At 38.2% G+C, this 20,053-nt stretch carries 16 protein-coding genes, 1 rRNA gene and 2 pseudogenes; 5 read left to right on the top strand and 14 right to left on the bottom strand.

Annotated elements, in window-relative coordinates; translation table 11 throughout:
* The 10 genes and pseudogenes from SAY88_RS14860 to SAY88_RS14815 all read right to left on the bottom strand — a co-directional run.
* A 16S ribosomal RNA gene (locus SAY88_RS14860) occupies nucleotides 1-550 on the bottom strand; the annotation flags it as partial.
* 1,280 nt (nucleotides 551-1,830) lie between these two features.
* Nucleotides 1,831-2,553: a LutC/YkgG family protein gene (locus SAY88_RS14855; RefSeq protein ID WP_332632601.1), complete on the bottom strand. Its 723-nt coding sequence runs from the start codon at nucleotides 2,551-2,553 to the stop codon at nucleotides 1,831-1,833.
* Nucleotides 2,553-3,980, bottom strand: a complete 1,428-nt coding sequence (locus SAY88_RS14850; protein WP_332632596.1) for a LutB/LldF family L-lactate oxidation iron-sulfur protein — start codon at nucleotides 3,978-3,980, stop codon at nucleotides 2,553-2,555. Before SAY88_RS14850 ends, SAY88_RS14855 begins: the two co-directional genes overlap by 1 nt.
* A gap of 18 nt (nucleotides 3,981-3,998) precedes the next feature.
* Nucleotides 3,999-4,718 (bottom strand): (Fe-S)-binding protein, encoded by a 720-nt coding sequence (locus SAY88_RS14845; RefSeq protein WP_332632593.1) that lies wholly within the window; start codon nucleotides 4,716-4,718, stop codon nucleotides 3,999-4,001.
* A 162-nt stretch (nucleotides 4,719-4,880) separates the two neighbouring features.
* Complete coding sequence (locus tag SAY88_RS14840; RefSeq protein ID WP_332632590.1) at nucleotides 4,881-6,662, bottom strand: L-lactate permease; 1,782 nt, start codon at nucleotides 6,660-6,662, stop codon at nucleotides 4,881-4,883.
* Nucleotides 6,663-6,869: 207 nt separating this feature from the next.
* Complete coding sequence (locus SAY88_RS14835; protein ID WP_332632588.1) at nucleotides 6,870-7,592, bottom strand: FadR/GntR family transcriptional regulator; 723 nt, start codon at nucleotides 7,590-7,592, stop codon at nucleotides 6,870-6,872.
* Nucleotides 7,593-8,157: 565 nt separating this feature from the next.
* Nucleotides 8,158-8,824: pseudogene (locus tag SAY88_RS14830) on the bottom strand (DnaB-like helicase C-terminal domain-containing protein); the annotation flags it as partial.
* 206 nt (nucleotides 8,825-9,030) lie between these two features.
* Nucleotides 9,031-9,276, bottom strand: a complete 246-nt coding sequence (locus SAY88_RS14825; RefSeq protein ID WP_332632585.1) for a DnaB-like helicase N-terminal domain-containing protein — start codon at nucleotides 9,274-9,276, stop codon at nucleotides 9,031-9,033.
* A gap of 89 nt (nucleotides 9,277-9,365) precedes the next feature.
* Nucleotides 9,366-9,602, bottom strand: coding sequence for a replicative helicase loader/inhibitor (locus SAY88_RS14820; RefSeq protein WP_332632583.1), 237 nt, complete (start codon nucleotides 9,600-9,602; stop codon nucleotides 9,366-9,368).
* The gene (locus tag SAY88_RS14815) at nucleotides 9,599-10,123 is read right to left on the bottom strand and encodes a DnaD domain protein (RefSeq protein WP_431308880.1); all 525 of its coding nucleotides are present in this window, start codon (nucleotides 10,121-10,123) and stop codon (nucleotides 9,599-9,601) included. Before SAY88_RS14815 ends, SAY88_RS14820 begins: the two co-directional genes overlap by 4 nt.
* 687 nt (nucleotides 10,124-10,810) lie before the next feature.
* Here SAY88_RS14815 and SAY88_RS14810 point away from each other — a divergent pair.
* Complete coding sequence (locus SAY88_RS14810) at nucleotides 10,811-11,365, top strand: hypothetical protein (protein WP_332632582.1); 555 nt, start codon at nucleotides 10,811-10,813, stop codon at nucleotides 11,363-11,365.
* A gap of 400 nt (nucleotides 11,366-11,765) precedes the next feature.
* Nucleotides 11,766-12,689: an aldo/keto reductase gene (locus SAY88_RS14805; RefSeq protein ID WP_332632581.1), complete on the top strand. Its 924-nt coding sequence runs from the start codon at nucleotides 11,766-11,768 to the stop codon at nucleotides 12,687-12,689.
* A gap of 226 nt (nucleotides 12,690-12,915) precedes the next feature.
* On the opposite strand, the gene SAY88_RS14800 is transcribed toward SAY88_RS14805, so the two are convergent.
* The gene (locus tag SAY88_RS14800; protein WP_332632580.1) at nucleotides 12,916-13,839 is read right to left on the bottom strand and encodes a DMT family transporter; all 924 of its coding nucleotides are present in this window, start codon (nucleotides 13,837-13,839) and stop codon (nucleotides 12,916-12,918) included.
* A 150-nt stretch (nucleotides 13,840-13,989) separates the two neighbouring features.
* Here SAY88_RS14800 and SAY88_RS14795 point away from each other — a divergent pair, with 150 nt between their 5' ends.
* A complete protein-coding gene (locus tag SAY88_RS14795; protein ID WP_332632579.1) occupies nucleotides 13,990-15,366 on the top strand; it encodes an aminotransferase-like domain-containing protein in 1,377 nt (458 codons plus the stop codon).
* Between the two features lie 229 nt (nucleotides 15,367-15,595).
* On the top strand, nucleotides 15,596-16,318 hold the full coding sequence (locus SAY88_RS14790; RefSeq protein WP_332632578.1) for a sensor domain-containing diguanylate cyclase: 723 nt from the start codon (nucleotides 15,596-15,598) through the stop codon (nucleotides 16,316-16,318).
* Nucleotides 16,319-16,737: 419 nt separating this feature from the next.
* Here SAY88_RS14790 and SAY88_RS14785 read toward each other — a convergent pair whose 3' ends face one another.
* From SAY88_RS14785 to SAY88_RS14775, 3 genes and pseudogenes are all read right to left on the bottom strand, one after another.
* A complete protein-coding gene (locus SAY88_RS14785) occupies nucleotides 16,738-17,526 on the bottom strand; it encodes a DUF2935 domain-containing protein (protein ID WP_332632577.1) in 789 nt (262 codons plus the stop codon).
* Between the two features lie 339 nt (nucleotides 17,527-17,865).
* Nucleotides 17,866-18,013: pseudogene (locus SAY88_RS14780) on the bottom strand (tRNA-dihydrouridine synthase); the annotation flags it as partial.
* A gap of 547 nt (nucleotides 18,014-18,560) precedes the next feature.
* Nucleotides 18,561-19,049 carry a carbohydrate ABC transporter permease gene (locus SAY88_RS14775; RefSeq protein ID WP_332632576.1) on the bottom strand — a complete coding sequence of 163 codons (489 nt, stop codon included), beginning with the start codon at nucleotides 19,047-19,049 and terminating at the stop codon, nucleotides 18,561-18,563.
* Here SAY88_RS14775 and SAY88_RS14770 point away from each other — a divergent pair, their 5' ends adjacent.
* Entirely contained in the window at nucleotides 19,050-19,922 is an 873-nt protein-coding gene (locus SAY88_RS14770; RefSeq protein ID WP_332632575.1) for an AraC family transcriptional regulator, read from the top strand.
* Nucleotides 19,923-20,053: the final 131 nt, after the last annotated feature.

Here is a 20,053-nt window from a genome sequence, read left to right as displayed (position 1 = left end):
CCTACGTATTACCGCGGCTGCTGGCACGTAGTTAGCCGTGGCTTTCTGGTTAGGTACCGTCAAGGTACCGCCCTATTTGAACGATACTTGTTCTTCCCTAACAACAGAGCTTTACGAGCCGAAACCCTTCATCACTCACGCGGCGTTGCTCCGTCAGACTTTCGTCCATTGCGGAAGATTCCCTACTGCTGCCTCCCGTAGGAGTCTGGGCCGTGTCTCAGTCCCAGTGTGGCCGATCACCCTCTCAGGTCGGCTACGCATCGTCGCCTTGGTAAGCCGTTACCTTACCAACTAGCTAATGCGCCGCGGGCCCATCCTGTAGTGATAGCCGGAGCCATCTTTTAACCTGAGATCATATGATCTCAGATGTTACCCGGTATTAGCACCGATTTCTCGGTGTTATCCCAATCTACAGGGCAGGTTGCCCACGTGTTACTCACCCGTCCGCCGCTAACGTCATAAGAGCAAGCTCTTAATCAGTCCGCTCGACTTGCATGTATTAGGCACGCCGCCAGCGTTCGTCCTGAGCCAGGATCAAACTCTCCATAAAAATGGTAAGCTGATTAGCTCAATTTGCATCACGCTAGCAATGCAATAAATTAAGGATGAAATTTGCCCTATCGGGTAAATTTCTTTGACGAGATATTAAATCTCTTTTAATTCGCTTGGCTTTTGTTCAGTTTTCAAAGAACTCGTTAACCGCTGTTTCATCAGCGACATTCATTATCATAACATAATATTTCGTTCTACGCAACAGCTTTTTTAAAGTTTTTTTTGCATTCACCACCGAATCAATCAATCAGTTCACGGCGACAAAAAATAATATATCACAAATAATAATTCTACGCAATAGTTAATTTGAAATTAATTTTTGAGGCTAGATTTAATAATTTATCATAATTCGACACAAATAGCAACAGTGATTAGCACTACTACACTTTACCACAGTTCTCTATTTTAAAACTTAATCCTAAAAAACAAAGAAGACTTTAACTTTTTATATATGGAAGCTTTCCATTTTCTTTCTTTGTCCAAACAAATAACAATTTCTCTCCTTCCCAATGCGTAAAAAACTGACCTACCGAAACGGTTTTGTGCTTCCTTCTAGTTAGAAAACACGAAAGAAGCAAAAGATTCCTCTGCTCAACTCACTCATGATCGTCTCTCCAGCCCTATTAGGGAATAATAGGATTAATCCTAAAACGAGAAAGGAGCGGCATTTTGACATAACTTCAATATAGTTTACCGATCCTCATTCTTTCATCAATATCAGGTCATTTATGAAAATTTATGTCTCCGTCAAGTTTCTTCCTATCTAGAACAGCTATTTGAATTTAGTTACAGATTAGGAGAAAAACCGAAAGTACAGGACATGCTACCATTCGGTTTTATCCACAACTAGAGAATTTCCTTATTACCATCCCAAAAAAATAATCTGGATTCGGCACAGTAAGACTTGAGCAACTAAAGAGTCTGTCATTAGAACAAACGAAACCTCATTTCATCAAAAACTGAAGTTCGGCCCTCCAAAACAAAAAGTATTCCACACCAATTACCGCCGTACTCCAAAAGAAGCTGATTGATCAAGTATAAAAATGTCGTTTAGAAAATGCTAGTAAGAAAGGGGTTTTAGAAAGGAGAATGTAAGATGAGTAATTCAAATGACCAAAACCAAATTCAAAAGATGGCCGATTAGATAAAAACAAATGCTGTAAATATTGCGGGAGGATCAGTCAATAAAACTCACAGATAACGGAACGTGTGAGTCCGCTTGAGACGATGATAACCGCTAAAGTGGGACGAGGTACCTAGTCACCGCGCCCCTCCCCATTATTTATCATCAACAATAATATACGTTGCTTTAATCGGACCGTGAACTCCGACGATTAAGTTCATCTCAATATCGGCACTATTACTTGGGCCGGAAATGAAGTTAACACATGGTGCAACTGCCTCACCATTTTGATTCCCCTGATGAACAGATTCAGCAACCTGCGTCATTCGCGGTACAATCGTACTTTTTGGAATAATAGCGATGTATGTTGCCGGCAGTAAACTGACTGCACGCCCTTTGCCTTCTCCACTAAAAAGAACAACCGTCCCTGATTCGGCTAGCGTTTTATCACTAAACGTAATCCCGACATTCGCTCTTTCCGCTATCTCGATATTTTTCTCACCAAGCTTAGTATCCCAGATATGCACATCAACTTGTTTCGCCGGCAGCCCCTCCTCTAAAAGCATCGTTAAGCCAAATTCTTCAAAACGTGGATCATCCCAAGTGATTACCGATTGACCACCAAAGCCCATGACAATGCTTTCGAGCGCATGCGGCAAATCCTTCACCGTTGTCTTAATAACCTCAGTGTGAATTCTCTTGCCTTGTAACTTTAATGCTTCAACAAGCTCATCTTGAGTGTAGCCTTTAAACACTTCTTGCTGCGGTTGATGCTGCCACACTGGTTTTTCAAACTTACCGGAAGTTCTCGGGCGGCCAAGGCTTTTTGCGATATGATTAAGAAATGATTCTTGATTGGTTACCGTTCCTTTTGTCATCACTTTCTCGCCTCCTTCTTGCGATTTTTAAACCAGTCTCTAAATCTCTCATTACTTGGTGCTGGGAAATCACGAATTGATGTCCAGTTTTTCAATGGACCAGGACCATCAGAAATTTTTTCTTGCTTCACAAATGGTTTCATAATCTTTGGTGCGAGCCTTGTGCCGATATTATACATCGCCGGGTTTGCTGTCCCCATTCGGAATGCTTTCATTGAAAGGTTTTCAAATACTGGTGCTTTTCCTTCTTTTTCAACTATATTCTGACGGTGCTTAATTAACAGTTCGTGTAGTGGGATTTTCACCGGACACGCTTCTGTACAAGCTCCACAAAGTGTCGATGCATACGGCAGTTCTTTGTACTCGTCATAGCCACCTAGAAGCGGTGACAGAACCGCACCAATTGGCCCTGGATAAATTGAGCCGTATGAGTGGCCGCCAACATGACGGTAAACAGGACATACGTTAATGCATGCTGCACAACGGATGCAGTGTAATGCTTCTTGGAATTCTGTCCCTAATATTTTCGAACGCCCATTATCAACAATCACAAGGTGGAACTCTTCAGGTCCGTCAACATCGCCCTCACCCTTGGTTCCAGTTAATGCCGTAATATAACTTGTTAGCTTTTGACCAACAGCTGCCCGGGTTAATAAACTGACTAACACTTCCATCTCTTCCCACGATGGAACAATTCGTTCTATTCCCATTACGGTTATCTGTGTTTTCGGAAGCGTCGTTGCCATTCGCGCATTTCCTTCATTCGTAACTAGCGTCACTGTTCCCGAATCAGCAATCGCAAAGTTACAGCCTGTAATTCCAACCTCTGCAGCTAAAAATTCTTTACGAAGCTGCTCTCTCGCAAAAAGCGCCAACTCCTCAGGCTTCTCAGTATGTTTATAGCCTAATTTATCACGAAACACCTCACGAATCTGCTCTTTATTTTTGTGCAGAGCTGGTGCAACAATGTGCGAAGGTGGATCATGGTCATCGACTTGTAAAATCCACTCACCGAGATCTGACTCAACGACATCACAGCCGATTTTTTCAAGTGCTTCGTTCATGCTGATTTCTTCGGTTACCATTGATTTTGATTTCACAATTTTTTTCGCATTTTTCTTTTTAACGACATTTGTAATGTACTCATTTGCTTCTTCCGCTGTTTGCGCAAAGAACACATGACCGCCGCGCTTTGACACATTTTCTGCTAACATTTCAAGGTAGTAATCAAGATTTTCAAGCGTATGCTTACGAATCTCTTCACCATGATTGCGCCATTCCTCCCAATTGCCAAGCTCTTCCGCTGCGTTTAAGCGCCCGTCCCGCAAACGCCCTTGAGCCGCTGATACTGCGCCGCGCATAAATGAATCTGAAAGCCCTTGATCAACACGCTCTTTAAATTCTGCTGTACCTATCTTCATTCCCATTTTACTTACCCATCCCTTCTACTTGCGACTATTTAACACAGTGGCAATATGCATCACTTCAATCGGTTTTCCTGTTCTGCTCATTCGACCGCCGATGTTCATTAAACAGCCCGCATCTGCACCTATTAAAATATCTGCTTTGGTTGATTCGACACATCTTACTTTTTCATCAACCATCTGCTCGGATATATGCGACATTTTCACCGAAAACGTTCCACCAAAGCCGCAGCAATTATGTTTATCTGGAAGATCCGTAAATTCCAGCCCTTTTACATTTTCCAGTAACGTCATAGGCGCCTCCTTTACCCCTAAGAGACGAGTCATATGACATGATGTATGATACGTTCCACGTGCTGGTAGTGAGGCACCAACATCTTCAACTTTTAGCACATCAACAATAAACTGTGTAAGCTCAAACGTTTTAGCAGCAAGTGCTTTTGCTTTCGGCTCCCATACAGGGTCTCCGGCAAAAATTTCCGGATACTCATGAAACATCGTCCCACATGATCCAGACGGTGTTACCACATACTCAGATTTTTCAAAAACATTTATCATATGCTTTATTGATTCCTTTGATTCTTTTAAATAACCGCTGTTATATGCTGGTTGACCACAGCACGTTTGTCCTTCTGGAAAGTCAACTTCACAGCCTAAACGCTCTAGTAACTCGACTGTGTCCATACCAACATCGGATTGAAACATATCAACTAAGCACGTAACAAATAAGGAAACTTTCATCTATGATTCTCCTCCCGTATCTATCCATAATCGATATTCTAATATATTATCGTTTCTTTATTTTAACTTTAAAAGTAAGTCACACTTTATTCAACAGGTCATCTGATGACCGAAAACAAAAAATAGCCAAAGCCCCACACCATGTGGAGCTCTAGTTCTGAACTACGCCGAATGTTTTTTTTCTTTTATTGTATTGTTTTTACTTCTACCTTTACTAATCATGAACACAATAAAAATCGCAACTGCAGCAAGGACAAACGTCCCCGCATTGAGACCAAAGCCATTCAACCAAACAAAGCCAAGTCCGCCGGCGAAAATAACGTAGTACGTCATTGGTATCAATAATTTTCGAATTAAACGCCCTTCTTTTCCGATTAAACCAACTGCCGCTGACGCTGCTACAACGTTATGCACACAGATCATATTTCCTGCCGCACCACCGACTGCTTGCAGAGCAACAATAACCGCTGGGTTCACACCGATATTATCAGCAACACCAAACTGGAACAATCCAAACATCATATTACTAACCGTATTACTTCCTGCAATAAAGGCACCGATCGCACCGATTGTTGGGGCAACTAACGGCCAGTTTGCTCCGAAAATTGTAGAAATCCCTTCAGCAAGTACGATTGGCATGCTGTCGTATCCCGAACTGTTCACACCCGAGTTGATAAACACTTGAACCATAGGTATGGAAAAAATTAATGCTACAATTGCACTAGCAACAGTCTTAAACGAATCACTCGCTGCACGCGCAAATTGTTCCACTTTCATATGGTGCATAAAGAAAACAATCATCGCTACAAGAATAAAAATGGTACCTGGTATGTTTAATGGTGCTGATGCCACCGTAATGGTTGTACCAAATAGATTTTCTGCTTTTAACTCCCACGACTTCAGCCACGTGCTAAACGGCAAGTAAGCGACACGCGTTACGACTAACAGTACAGCTACTAAAATATAAGGCATCCATGCTGAAAGTGTTGAGATTTTACGAGCTGGCTTTTCATCTTCATTTATTTTTAATTTACCCGTCCATTCAGAATCCCAGTTTTCTTTTTTATCAAAATCCCAAACATCCTTTGGCATTAAGAAACCGCGTTTTGCAGCTGGAATTACAATCGCTAGTCCAACTAAGCCACCAATTAACGATGGAAACTCTGGTCCTAACAGATTCGCAACGAGTGCGTATGGAAGTGTAAAGGCAACTCCAGCGAATACCGCAAACTTCCAAACTGCCAATCCTTCTCGTAATGATTTATTTTTACCGAAGAAATACGTCAGCATTGTTACCATGAATAATGGGATGAAAATTCCGATAATCCCATGGAAAATGGCAACTTGTCCACCGATCGCATTAATGTAGGCATCATAAGAAATACCAAGATCAGCGACATATTTATCAACAAGAGGCACATCTTTTAATCCTGAATTCACTCCGACTAAAATCGGCGTCCCAACCGCACCATATGATACGGGTGTTGATTGAAGCAGTAACGCAATCATAACCGCTCCCATCGCTGGAAAACCAATCGCTACTAGAAGTGGCCCAACAATTGTTGCAGGAGCTCCCCAACCCGCGGCTCCTTCAAGGAATGAACCAAACAGCCATGCCACAATAATTGCCTGAACACGACGGTCAGGTGAGATACTCATAAATCCTTGACGAATCGTATGAACAGCACCACTCTCTTTCAATGTATTCAGTAATAGTATCGCTCCAAATACAATTAATGACACCTCAAGTGCTGTGACAACACCTTTCATTACTGCTACACCGACTTGATTTCCGGCAACCCCCCATACCGACACCGCCATGACCACTGTAACTAACAAGGCAATCGGCATCGCTCTTTTAGCAGGCCACCGCAAAACAACTAAAAATAAAAACACGGATAGAATCGGAATTGTTGCTAAAAAAGCTAGTGTTCCAATACTCATAATCGCTCCCCCCAATTGATAATTCCCCGCCTGAGCAAGTCATCTGATGACCAGATGACCTTATTATATGTAAAGCGCTTTCATATTTCAATAAAAAATTCAAAAAAACTCCTAGAAAAATTCAATGATATTTTTCAAATTGGTATTGACACAGCAAGAAATTTTCTAAATTCAATAAAAAAAGCGCGAAATCCGCGCATTTCTTTCTTAATTATGATCTTTTTCCAAGTATTTCATTAATACATCTTCAACCCCAACAAGGTGATTAAGCATACGCTGTTGGGCGAGCGTACCATCTTCGTTTTTGATCGCTTCAAAAATTAATTGGTGCTCCTGATTTAAGCGCTCCCAAGTCGATTGTTCTGAATAAAGCCATAGCCGACGCGTTTCTCTCATCGTGATTACCATCATCTCAGCCACATTATTCATTAAACTCATTAGTAACGTATTTTGTGAAGCTTTAGCAATCGCCATATGAAAATCGAAATCGTTTTTTTCGCCAAGCTCTTCATTGCCGCTGATCCGATCCATCTCAACAAGAATCTGCGCAATGCTTTCTAAGTCTTCAGCTGTACGCTTTCTTGCCGCAGCCTCGGCAGCACCGACTTCAAGTATTTTTCTTACTTCAAGTAAGTTTTTCACATCTTCTACTTTCATTAAAAAAGCGGCATTTATCGGTAAAGTCAACAGTTCAGGATCAAACTCCCTAATGTATGTCCCTTCCCCTTGTCTCATCTCAACAAGCCCCATTGCTCTGAGCGCACTAAGAGCTTCCCGAATCGCCGAGCGCCCGACCTGAAAGTTCTCAGCAAGCTGTTCAACGGAATCAAGCTTGTCTCCAGGACGAAAATCACCGCGCTTAACCATGTCGACAAGGCTTTCCGTCACTTCTTCATATATTTTACGTGTGCGAATTTTTTTGTACTCCACTACATGTCCCTCCACTCGCCTATCATATCTTAATCATAGCCGAAGCTGGTCATTTGGACAATGAGAAAACAGTATTCATGGATATAGTCTGCTCGTAAATGATTTAATTCTGCGTCCGAATTACGATGTTAGATTAGTAAATCTTGTGGATAGCGAGGGGGGGAAAAGCTGAATATCTTTTAAACTTCAATTATAATACTTGTACTTACGTGCAAATCTGCAACGATAAAAATTGAAATTTAACTAGGTTACTTTTCAGTTTGCTGCATTTACTTGCCAATTCAACTTCACGATGATACCTAGATGTGTCTTTGCTGTGTTGAAGTGTGAAATTTTTCAAGGGTCAATTTGAAGTATTTTTAACACCATTCTATCTTCCATTTTGCACCATACCTCCCCTTCAACACCCGAACCTGCTGCTTCAGCAACTGATTCTCTCTTGCTAGTAATTCATTCTTCAACTCGTATTCCCGCATTTTCTTTTTCAACAATGACATATCTTACGCTACTTTTAATTGATGGACTTCTCCCATATGCCTACCTCCTTTTTATTCTTTCTCAGAAGCTATGCTTTTGCTAGATTCACAAACCTTCCATTTTCCTTCTCAAACAAGGCCTCCACCGTCCCAACAGGTCCATTCCGTTGCTTTGCGACAATGATTTCAATTTTGTTTCGCCCGTCCGTTTCATTGTCGTAATAATCAACGCGGTACAAAAAGGCAACAATGTCCGCATCCTGCTCAATGCTTCCCGATTCTCGAATGTCCGACATCATTGGCCGTTTCTCTTGGCGGGCTTCAACCTTCCTTGATAGCTGCGAAAGGGCTATAATCGGGACGTCGAGCTCTCTTGCCATTGCTTTTAGGGAACGTGAGATTGAAGACACTTCTTGTTGGCGGTTTTCTCCTCGTTTGCTAGAAGGCTGGATGAGCTGGAGGTAATCAATGATTACAAGTTGGTCGCGGTTTGGGTATCGACGTTTGATTTCGCTTAGTTTAGAACGAATTTCAGAGACTTTGATACTCGGATTGTCGATGATTTCCATCTCCTCCCCTGCGGCAGTTAACAGCACCCATGTGCAAGGCAAACGCCGTTTTTCCGACAGAAGGTCTCGCAGCGACAATGATCAGGTCCTGCTTTTGCCAGCCTCCTGTCATTTTATCGAGATCGATGATGCCACTTGGTCTTCTCCTAAGACCTTCAGTTGGTTCGTGCAACGTTTCAACTACATCAGCAAGCATCTCTATTTTCGTCCGGTGTTGTTTCTTAACCGTCAGCTCCTGTATTTGTTGGAGCTCCGTGATCAGAGTATCGATGGTCTCATCATTTGCTTCATTGTGAAATTGTTCGGTGAGCTTCATGGCCGACCGCTTCATGTTCGAGGATCAGTTCTTCGTAGTGTTTAAAGTTGATAGTTGTAGCGACGGCATTCATCAGATCAGATCAGATCAGATAGGTACGCCACTCCCCCAATCGATTCGAGGACATCGCGTAACACGGTAACGACAGATACGATATCTGAAGGAGTTTCGGACCGTTCTAATGCTCGCATCGCTTGAAAGATGATCTTATGGCGGGCTTCGTAGAAATGTTCTTCCTGTAGACTGCATTCTTTAATAAGCTCGGGATCAAAGAAGATGGCTCCAATAACAGCGTGTTCAGCATAAAATGCGTGCTCACTCATCTTCTGCCTCCGTTAATCCAAGCTGCTTGAATCGTTTGTGGAATTCTTCGATTTGCTCTTTCGTTGGGGGATTCTCAGAGGCTCGTTTTTCATACTCCTGCGTTTTTCTCAACACTTCGTTTTCCTGAAGTGGAAGAGGCAATATCTGAAATCGTTGGTGGCCAAGGGTTGGTCATAATATATTCATTCAACCGTTTCAGAACCCCAGCAAGATCCATTTGCAGTAAGACTGGGACAAGGATTTTTATTTTCCGTTCCGTGATTTCGTAGGATGGATAGATTTCGTGGATCGTTAGGAGAACTTCGGCTGCTTCCTCATTTGTCATGAAAAATCACCTCGTTTCACTCGTTCAAGTAGATCCGTTGGGGAGGTTCGCGTTTGTCGCTTCTGGAAGTGGGTTTCGTTGGCTTCAATGGCTTGGATGGTCGTTAAGTTATGATTCGACCATTTTTTCAAAATTCCTTCTGCATAATCCCAGCGTTTTTGCCTCTCAATAAGAGAACAATCCTTGACTCCCTCGAGTTCCTTCCGAATACAATCAAGCATTGGTTTGCCTCCGCGCCCAAGGTTGTGCTTGCCCCAGTTCTTGATCGCAAGCTCCCTTGTTTCAGCATAACGAATAAGTTCATGCTGGTGCAAAAAACGCTCAAATAACAGCTGCACCGTTTCAACGGAGAAGCCTGTTTCAAAAGCCACTTGTTTCTTCGTAATCCGGTAGATGCCAATCTGAGTCACTTGCGGATTGGTGAGAAGATACATAAAAAAGAACTTATCCTCCGGTGTCATCTCTTCCATCACTTTTGGATCATTCCAGAACCCTGTTTGAATCATACGGAATTTAGCCATATGAACATCCTCCTATCGTATGTATGTCTTCACACTGTATATATAAAGCTAAGTTGAATTTCGTTAGGAGGATTTTTAAAAAAGATGACTTTTCATAAAAAGATTTATTAGTTCTTGCAGATAAAAAGTAGATATCGATAACAATAGCGGTTTTAGATTGGCTACTCCAGCGCTCTGATTCCCCTCATTTCTTCACCAAAAAAGTTAACTTTTTGGGGAGTGCCTGGTCACTCCCCCTTGATGCTCAAAAGAGAAAAATCTATATTTAGATTCCACTCCAATTCAAATTGCTAAAACTATGTGTTTCCGCCTTTCAACCTTTATTTCCTTTTATTCCCTTTATTGTTATCACCGCTAGCCGGAACTTTTCCGTGTAATTCTGGTGCATTTTGATTACGGCTGCCTTTATTATATTTTTTGGTCATATTTCACATCTCCTTTCTTAATTCTTTCTTCAGTTTATCCCCTTTTTGAAATCATATGTTTTTTCTATTCATAAGAATGTTCTTCCTGTAGATCTAACGAAATGCGAAAAGCGTTGATAATACGCTGGCGTTTCTGTATGTATGAGGTGGTGTAACAAGCGGTGCCTGCGCGGTAGACCCAAAGTGTTTCTGACATTTTTAATTAACTTATCCATAAATGATTAACTCAGTATTGGATAATCTAAAAATAGGAGGTATGAAAATGATCGCTTATTTTGGTACTTTGAATAAAATTGAAGATTTTACTAGTGAGGAAAAGGTTCAAAACGTCAATAACGTTATTGGTACAATTGGATTTTGGCTTACATCTGATATTCATTCTGCTAAACCTTATGCAATTGGAACGGAGACGGTTTATCAAAAGTCAGAAACGGAATTTTGGGAAGATGGAGCACCTAAAGTTATTCAAGTTGAAAAAACGGTAACTGGCTTTATTTACAAAATATTTATAGATGAATTAAACCTTAAAATATATGATTCTAACACCGGGGATTCATATGAGTTGTTTATGAATGAACGTGACAAGTATTGTGAATATATTCATGCCGGAAAAAGAAACTTTACCTGGAAAGATGAGGCTATCCTTTTAAATATGGTGGAAGCCAATGAGAAATTTCGTAACAGCCTTATTCGTCAGGGGTATGAAGGCTTTGTCATTCAAAATTGCAAACTACAAAATGGAGTTACTGACTTGTATTGTTTTTTTTCAATAAACTCACCGCTCATTTCAGATATTATACCGGTAGAAACGTTGTAGTGTGAAACAGCGCCAGTCCCCCAATCCACTAACGCTTTAAAAAAACGGGGGACCATAGCCCAAGGTTTCCTATGACTCCCCATGTGTTTTCTCATATCAACTATTAATTCTACTAAACTCTTATGGTATGGAATAAATATTTCTTGGTCGATCTTCATTAAGATTTCTTCTTTTGTCGCCCACTTCACTCGTTGTACTTCCTCTGGTTGTAACGTTAAGCCCATTAATCTTCCATTTTATAATAGCATTTCATTCCCAAATAATTTGCTGACTCCCAGTCCACTAGTGGAGGCCGGCACACTGAAAGAAAGACACCCACGATAAATATTGATATAATTAAATTAGTTCCATTATTCACATAGAAAAACGACCAATTATTTTTCAAAAGGAGACGAGAAGGATGAGAACAATTAAGCTTGGAACTAGTGATTTACAAGTACCTGTTGTTGCAGTAGGTTGTATGCGGATTGATTCACTCGATAAAAAAGAGGCAGAAAGCTTTGTACAGACAGCATTAGAAAATGGTGCAAACTTTTTTGAGCATGCTGATATTTATGGTGCAGGTAAATGTGAGGAAATATTTGCTGACGCTGTTCGCATGAATGATGATGTCCGGGAAAAGTTGATTCTCCAGTCTAAATGCGGTATTCGACCAGATGTAGGCACGTTCGATTTTTCCAAGGAACATATTTTAAATTCCGTTGACAAAATCCTAAAGCGTTTGAAAACAGATTATTTGGATGTATTCCTTCTTCATCGTCCGGACGCACTCATGGAGCCTGAAGAGGTTGCAGAAGCCTTCGATTTTCTCGAAAGTTCAGGAAAAGTAAGACATTTCGGAGTTTCCAATCAGAATCCGATGCAGATGGAGCTTTTAAGCAAATACATAAAACAACCGATCGTTGCTAACCAGCTTCAATTAAGTATTACAAACACAACGATGATTTCTAGTGGGATCAATGTCAATATGGAAAATGAAGCTGCAGTCAATCGCGATGGTAGTGTGCTTGATTACTGCAGGTTAAAGGATATTACAATCCAGCCTTGGTCACCTTTCCAGTATGGCTTTTTTGAAGGCGTATTCCTCGGAAACGAAAAGTTCCCGGAATTGAACAAAAAAATTGATGAGGTTGCTGCAAAATATGAGGTATCAAATACAACGATTGCTATTGCGTGGCTGCTGCGCCACCCTGCGAACATGCAGCCTGTAGTCGGAACGATGAATGAAGGCCGATTAGTAGATTGTATAAAAGCTAGCGATGTCCACCTCACCCGTGAAGAATGGTATAGCATCTATCGTTCCGCAGGAAACATACTTCCTTAATTTGAAGCATGGGGACGGGTCTTCCATTTCGTTTATTACAGAATTGTAACTGATTTGGAAGGGTAGGTCCGTCCCCGCTTCCCCATTTTGTTCTATTGAATGTACTGTGTAGCAAACGCTGATATTAACAATAAATTACATCTCCTATTTTGAACAAAGTTTGATCAAAATTGGGACTATTAATCATACTTTATTTCAGAAGGCGAATAATCGTAAATTGTGCCTCTTATAAAAAAAAGTCATCTCTTCTAATTACACTATTTTTATGATGTGACTCCTTCTTTATCACAGGTGCATTTTTTCCAATCATTACGCATATCACAACAACAATCGCTAAAACAAACGTTAGCCATGTAATTGATTCTCCTAAGAATAATACAGAAAATCCAATCATTAAAAAGGGCTGTAAGTACTGAATTTGCCCAACTCTTGCAATCCCTCCTAAAGACATCCCACCATACCATGCAACATAAGCTAAAAATTGACTTACAACACCTAAATAGAACAAACTAATCCAAGCTTCGATAGGCGCTTGTAACATATTAGCTGATATGCTGAAGCCAACAGGAATAATAAAAAACGGGGCGCCAATTAATATAGCCCAAGCAATAACTTGCCAACTACCAAGCTCATTTGATAGTTTTCCACCTTCTGCATAACTTAATCCAAGTAATAAGACCGCTACAATTAGTGCAATATCTCCTTTTTGTAATTGACCTAAACCTAAATATACGGCATAAATAAGCACTGTCATAGCACCCGTAATACTCGAAATCCAATAGCGTTTCGAAGGTCGCTCACCTCCACGCCACATAGCAAAACCAGCTGTCGCAAGTGGTAGTAAAGCCAGCTCTATTGCACCATGAGATACAGGCAATGATTTCATTGCAAATGTTGTTAATAACGGAAAGGCAAGTACAGCACCTACAGCAACAATAACTAAGCTTATAAATTGTCTTTTATTAGGTAATGGTTCCTTTTTTATGATAAAAATGATACTTACGATTATTGCTGCAATAACTGTCCTACTTAACCCAACAACTGTCGCACCAAAATAAGGGACAGCGATACTTGTTGCTGGTAATGTAAGACTAAAACAAATTATGCCAATAAAGCCTAGTAGCATTCCTCTTTTAATATTATTCTCCATCTATATCCCCCTTCACAGGCATAAAAAAATATCCCATAATCATAGTTAAAAGGATTAAGCTAATTAAACATGATTGTAATGAATATCAACTCTTTTTAAAACAAGAGAATCCCCCATCTGTCATGGGACAGATAATTAAGGAGAATATATATGACAACAAAATATAGTGGCATTTTAAAATGGGTGAAACAACAAATTGAGAATGAGAAGTTAAAAACAGGAGATAAATTACCATCGATTCGGCTGCTCGCTGAACAATTTCAATGTAGTAAAAATACGGTTGTAAAGGCATTACTTGAATTGGAAAAACAGCATATTGTCTATGCAAAACCAAAAAGTGGCTATTACGTTGTTGATTATTATCAAACACCTATTACACATGAAAATGATATTGATTTTTTATCTGCAGGTCCAGATAAACGTATCATGCCTTATGAAGACTTTCAGCATTGTATTAATCAAGCAATTGACCATTATAAAGAGCAATTATTTACTTATAGTGAGCAACAGGGACTAATTTCTTTACGAACGGAGCTTACGAAGTATTTACAACATTTACAAGTATTCACAAAACCTGATCGACTTGTCATCACTTCTGGATCACAACAAGCTCTTCATATTCTGTCCGTCATGCCATTTCCAAATGGAAAAAAGAATGTATTAATTGAGCAGCCTACCTACTTTGGTATGATAGATTCCTTACGGTTAAATCAGATTACAACGTTAGGAATTGAATTAACAATGGAGGGTATTGATTTTGAAAGGCTTGAGAATTTGTTTCGAACCAATGATATTAAATTCTTTTACATCATCCCAAGATGCCACAATCCACTAGGGCATCATTACACAAATGAAGAAAAGAAAAAAATCGTTGCTCTTGCAGAAAAATACGATGTATACATTGTAGAAGATGATTACTTAGCAGAATTAGATACGGATTCAAAAGCAGACCCTTTGTTTGCGTACGAACCCAACGGAAGAGTCATTTATGTTAAGAGTTTTTCGAAAGTATTTTTACCGGGACTACGTATCGCTACTGTTGTACTACCTGAAAAAATGATTCCATCCTTCATTCACTATAAATTTAGCTCTGATTTCAATACATCACCACTTTCACAAGGAGCATTAGAAATCTATTTAAAGAACGGGATGTTTCAATATCATTTAGAAAGCGTAAAAAAATTGTACATAAAAAAAATGAATACATTATTAGAAGCTTGTTCATTGTATTTACCGAACTATGTACAATTTACAAAACCAAAAAGTGGTTTTTATCTCACCATCTTTTTGCCTTCCCATATAGATGTCGATAAATTGATTTACCTATTACATGAAAAACATATTTATATAGACAACGCATCTAGAATGTACTTAGCTGAAGACAAACAACAAGCAACAATTCGACTGAGCATTTCACAAGTAAATGAATGTAAGATACATCTCGGTATTCAACAATTAGCAACTTATATAATCGATATGCAAGAAAAAAAGAAATACAATCCACTCTCGTTTAAATCCTATCATTAAAGCCAATAAGACACCTTTGTTTCAATGTAACTTATCTATATTTAAGTTTTATTTAAAAATCACAATTGCAAAATGTAAGGCAAGTGGGATTAATTAGGTTCAATTGTCCTTAAAATGGAGGGGAAAACCTACTATTTCCGGATTGAATTAACACATTTCCACGAAAATAATCCTATTATGTAGTAAAATAGTTTTATAAAGTGAATCAATTTTAAGGTTTCATGCTTCGGTGGATTTAAAACTAGGGAATTTTAAATTGTCGTTAGGTACTGAAAAGCTATATGGTTATATAGAAAAAGATTTCAATCAATACCCGTTATTATGGAAAGAGATGATTCATCCATTTGATCTTCCAAAAGTTGAAGAAATCGAGAAAATGATATATGCAGAAAAAAAGCGTGAAACTTTTATTAGTGAACACCGAATCATTCGAGGCGATGGTGAGATTATTTGGGTAGCTGCCCATTTTACTCCTATATTTACAGCTGAAAACGAAGTGAAAAAAGTAAATATTTTCTCCTATGATATTACGGATCGTAAAAAGGCAGAAGAAAAAATTCAACACATGGCCTTCCATGATAATCTAACAAACTTGCCCAATCGCCCATTGTTTAGTAAATTCGTAGAAAAATCATTATCATATTCTAAACGAAATAATACTCAATTCGCACCTATGTATATAGATATTGATCATTTTAAACAAGTAAATGATACATTTGGACATAATGCGGGCGACCGTTTATTAATAGAAATAGCTAAACGGTTGAATGAAAGCGCTCGCGCAAATGATGTGGTCTGCCGTCATGGTGGGGATGAATTTATGATTTTACTAGATGATGTTAAGAAAGAAGATATTGAAGCTGTAGTTAAGCGAATTATTAAGAAATTATCATCTCCTATCAATATATTAAATGAGAATGAAGTTTTCATTTCTCCAAGTGTATCGGTATAAGTCTATACCCCTTTGATGGAGAAGATGAACATACTTTAATAAAGAAAGCAGATGCCGCCATGTATCTTGTCAAAAAAACGGAAAAAACAACTATCAATTTGGAAGCACAGGGGTGGTTCGCGCGCTTCCCTAGTAATTACATCCACAAGAATGCACCATCTCTGTCATGGTTTACCAGCACTTTCCACGGAATTTACCACTTATTGTCAACATGTTTACCAATAGAAGAAAGTCAACGGTTTTAAGTGAAAAAGCCTAATCCTCCTTATCGTTAAAGAGGAATTAGGCTTTTGTCTTCCGCAATCACGACAGTTGTGGAATATCAATTTCTATTGAACAGTATCGTTGTACTGTGCAGCAAAAGATCCAGTTATTAATGAAAGTTCTTGTTTAACATTAAGGCATCTGTTAGCAGAGAATCATGTTCTTTTCAAACTTGCTTCAAATAAATCTATAATTTCTAAAAATCTCTCAGCTTCTCTAAAAGTATGGTCAGCCAAAAGGGGATGGATATTACTCTTTATACGACATGCTTCAATTAACTCTCTAGCTGTTTTCTTAAAATCTCTCAATGAAGCAACTGATACTTTATTCTGGTCTAAAAATTGACCAAGTATTGGTTTAGTTTCGGATTCAGGTCGCATAGAATCTAAATCAATAGCTTGAAAAACTAATTGGTCAAAATCATGACTAAATTCCCTAGCTTGTTCTACTAATTTTCTTTCCGAAGGGTCTAAAAGATGACCTATAAACTTAGCATGGTCTGCCATAATTTTCAATAAAAATACATTTTCTTCTATCACAGTATCTGGTTCTGGGGCAAACTTCCCTTCATTCAGTTCTTTTAAACGATTAGCAAAATATGCTGCCTCTCTACTTATATGATCAACTAACAAAGGGAAATTGTTATGACGGATTTGGCAACTTAAAGTTAAGCCTAAAACTTTTCGTTTGTAGCCCCATATTGCTGCTGCAGCTTGGTAAACCTCACTATTAAAGGCTTGAACTTGACGTAAATCTGAATTTACGGTAAATCTAGCTAACCTTTCTTCAATACTTTCGAACAATGAAATAAACTGTTGGGCTTCATCGATAAGTTGTGTCTGTTCATAAGTAAAACCCAAGCTTAAAAATAAGGCATGTTCTTTCATAATCCTAGACCAAAATCGGATTTCGTCTAATGACCTCTCAACTATCGGATTTGCCATATTATCCCTCCTTATTTAACCCTCCTTTCTATATATACGTGTAATACTTTGTACTAATTCGTTATTTACTCCTTTAATGGTTCGTATATATTTTATTTCAAATTAATGACTTACTGAAAACATCTTCCACTAAACCGCTTCGTTTAGCTTAAGTACATTTATTCACAATGTCACCCGAAGCTGAAGTCATTTGTTGCACAGTAATTGTCTACTACGAGTAAAAATAAGCAATATTACCTGTTACCACTAGTAAATAATAACAACCCCATATTGTCCTCTTTTTATCTCATTATGTTCGTTTCTTCAATTATAGTAGTTAGCTCCTGGTTCCGATCAATCCCCTGCTTTCGCTGCATGAATCAACTCTGCTGCAACGTCTGGACGACGGATCACACAGACCGCATCCCTTCCCGTTTGATACCACATTAGGTGCAGGACAGCCCATATTGATATCCACAACATGAAAACCTTCTTTCGCCATTCCAATAATGACCCTCGGTGCATTCGTTTCATCCATAAATTCGTTCTTCATTTGATCAATAACCGTAGTAGCCATAGAAACTACATCGTGATCTAATATCGGTGTAATCTTGAAGGCGCAATATGTATTTTTCAAAACATTTCTTTTATACTCTTTATTATCCGAATCATCAGACAAAAGAGTTACTATTTGTATCAATTATTCCATTAGTTATATTTTCAAGGAATAAACCAAAGTGTTTCAAATTAATAAGCAAAAACTGTGTCAAATTACTTTACTGTCACATCTTTTCCTTATAGCTCAAAAATCAACGTTTCACTATAGAATGAAAATGGCTCTGGACTGTCAATGAGTATATACCCCAATGACTGTACCCTTTCATAATAGGTCAGCTCATTTATATAAGTTAACTTAAATGTGTAAGCTAACGCAATGCAGTTTTCCGTTGTTAGTTTCCATTTAAATTAACTTCAGCCTCCTTAAAAATAAAAGTGTGTGGTCAATATATATTCTAGTAATAATCTTCAAAACAAGTTGAGTTTCATCATGATTTCTAATCCTTTACAGCACCTGACGTCATACCACTCACAATGTATTTTTGTAGTACTATAAATATTATGATAATTGGAAGTGCTGCTATTGTTGATACGGCCATCAAGTTATTCCATTCAGTACCATATTGATCAGAAAAAGTATAGAGGCCAACAGTTAGTGGTCGAATCTTTTCATTCGATGTTAATGTTAAAGCAAATAAAAAATCACCCCATGCAAATAAAAAGCTAAATGAACCTACAGTTAATAATCCAGGTTTTACACAAGGTAAGATTACTCTAGAAAAAGCACTAAACTTATTACACCCATCTATTTGTGCCGCTTCTTCTAATCCACCTGGAAGGGAGAGAAAAAATGGACGAAGAACCAATATTGCAAAAGGGAGAGCACTTGTTGTATTAGCTAAAATTAAAGTAACATAATTGTTAAGTAATCCAAATTGTGAAAATAACATAAAAAGTGGCATAGCCATCATAATTGTAGGTAACATTTGAATTACTCAAACGACGGAAATAATTGGCACCATCAATTTTTGCAGCTTCGGAAAGTTGATTATGACAAAATAAGCCAAGAAAGGAGTAGTGAGTGGCATTATCACAAAGAACTAGAAGTACTATTAGTCTTATCAGGTAAGATTGAGCTATTAATAGAAAATGAAGTATTGATTCTTAATGAAGGAGATTTTGTGCTAATTGGTTCAAACCAGCTTCATAAAAGTATCAAGCATGATCTTGATAATTTGCAATATATAGTTTTTCAATTTGATGTTCAACAGTATATAGATCAAACTATTTTTAATTATTTGCAACATTTCTCAGAAACTCATAAGCCTTTAAGTTTTTTAAACTATATTTTCGAAAAAGAAAATGTCAAATCCAATTTCTTTAATTGTATTATGGAAATATATAAAGAAAATAAAAATAAAGATAAAGGATATGAAATTGCAATTAGCCTATTAATAAGAAAAATGTTACTCATCCTAATTCGAAATGATTATAAACAAATTCTAGACATAACTTATGATAAGGATTACAAAAAATTAAAACCTGCATTAGATTATATAGAAGATCATTTAGGAGAGCGATTAGACCTTAACCATATTAGTAGCTTAGTTAATTTAAGTTATTTCTACTTCTCTAGACAATTCAAGAAAATAATAGGTATGTCATTAACGGATTATATAAATTTCAAGAGAATTAAAAAAGCTGAACGCCTATTGTTGACTGAAAATATTAGTATTGTTGAAACCTCAACTTCAGTAGGAATTCCTAATATATCTCACTTTTATAATTTGTTTAAAAGACATAATCAATGCTCACCAAATCAATTCATTAAACAATTACAAGGAAATGACGACAAGTAATCCATTTGAATAGAATTAAAGATGTGTATATGGAAAAGTTGTGCAGGATCTATTTAAATCAAAAAACCTGTTCTTCTTTTACAGAAAGGAATTGATAATATAACTATGTATGAAAAACACCGTGTTAAAAA

This window comes from Halalkalibacter flavus, from assembly GCF_036663575.1.
GTDB lineage: Bacteria > Bacillota > Bacilli > Bacillales > Bacillaceae_D > Halalkalibacter > Halalkalibacter flavus.
The sequence above is the reverse complement of the archived record's forward strand: the minus strand, read 5'-3'. Positions and strand labels throughout refer to the sequence as shown.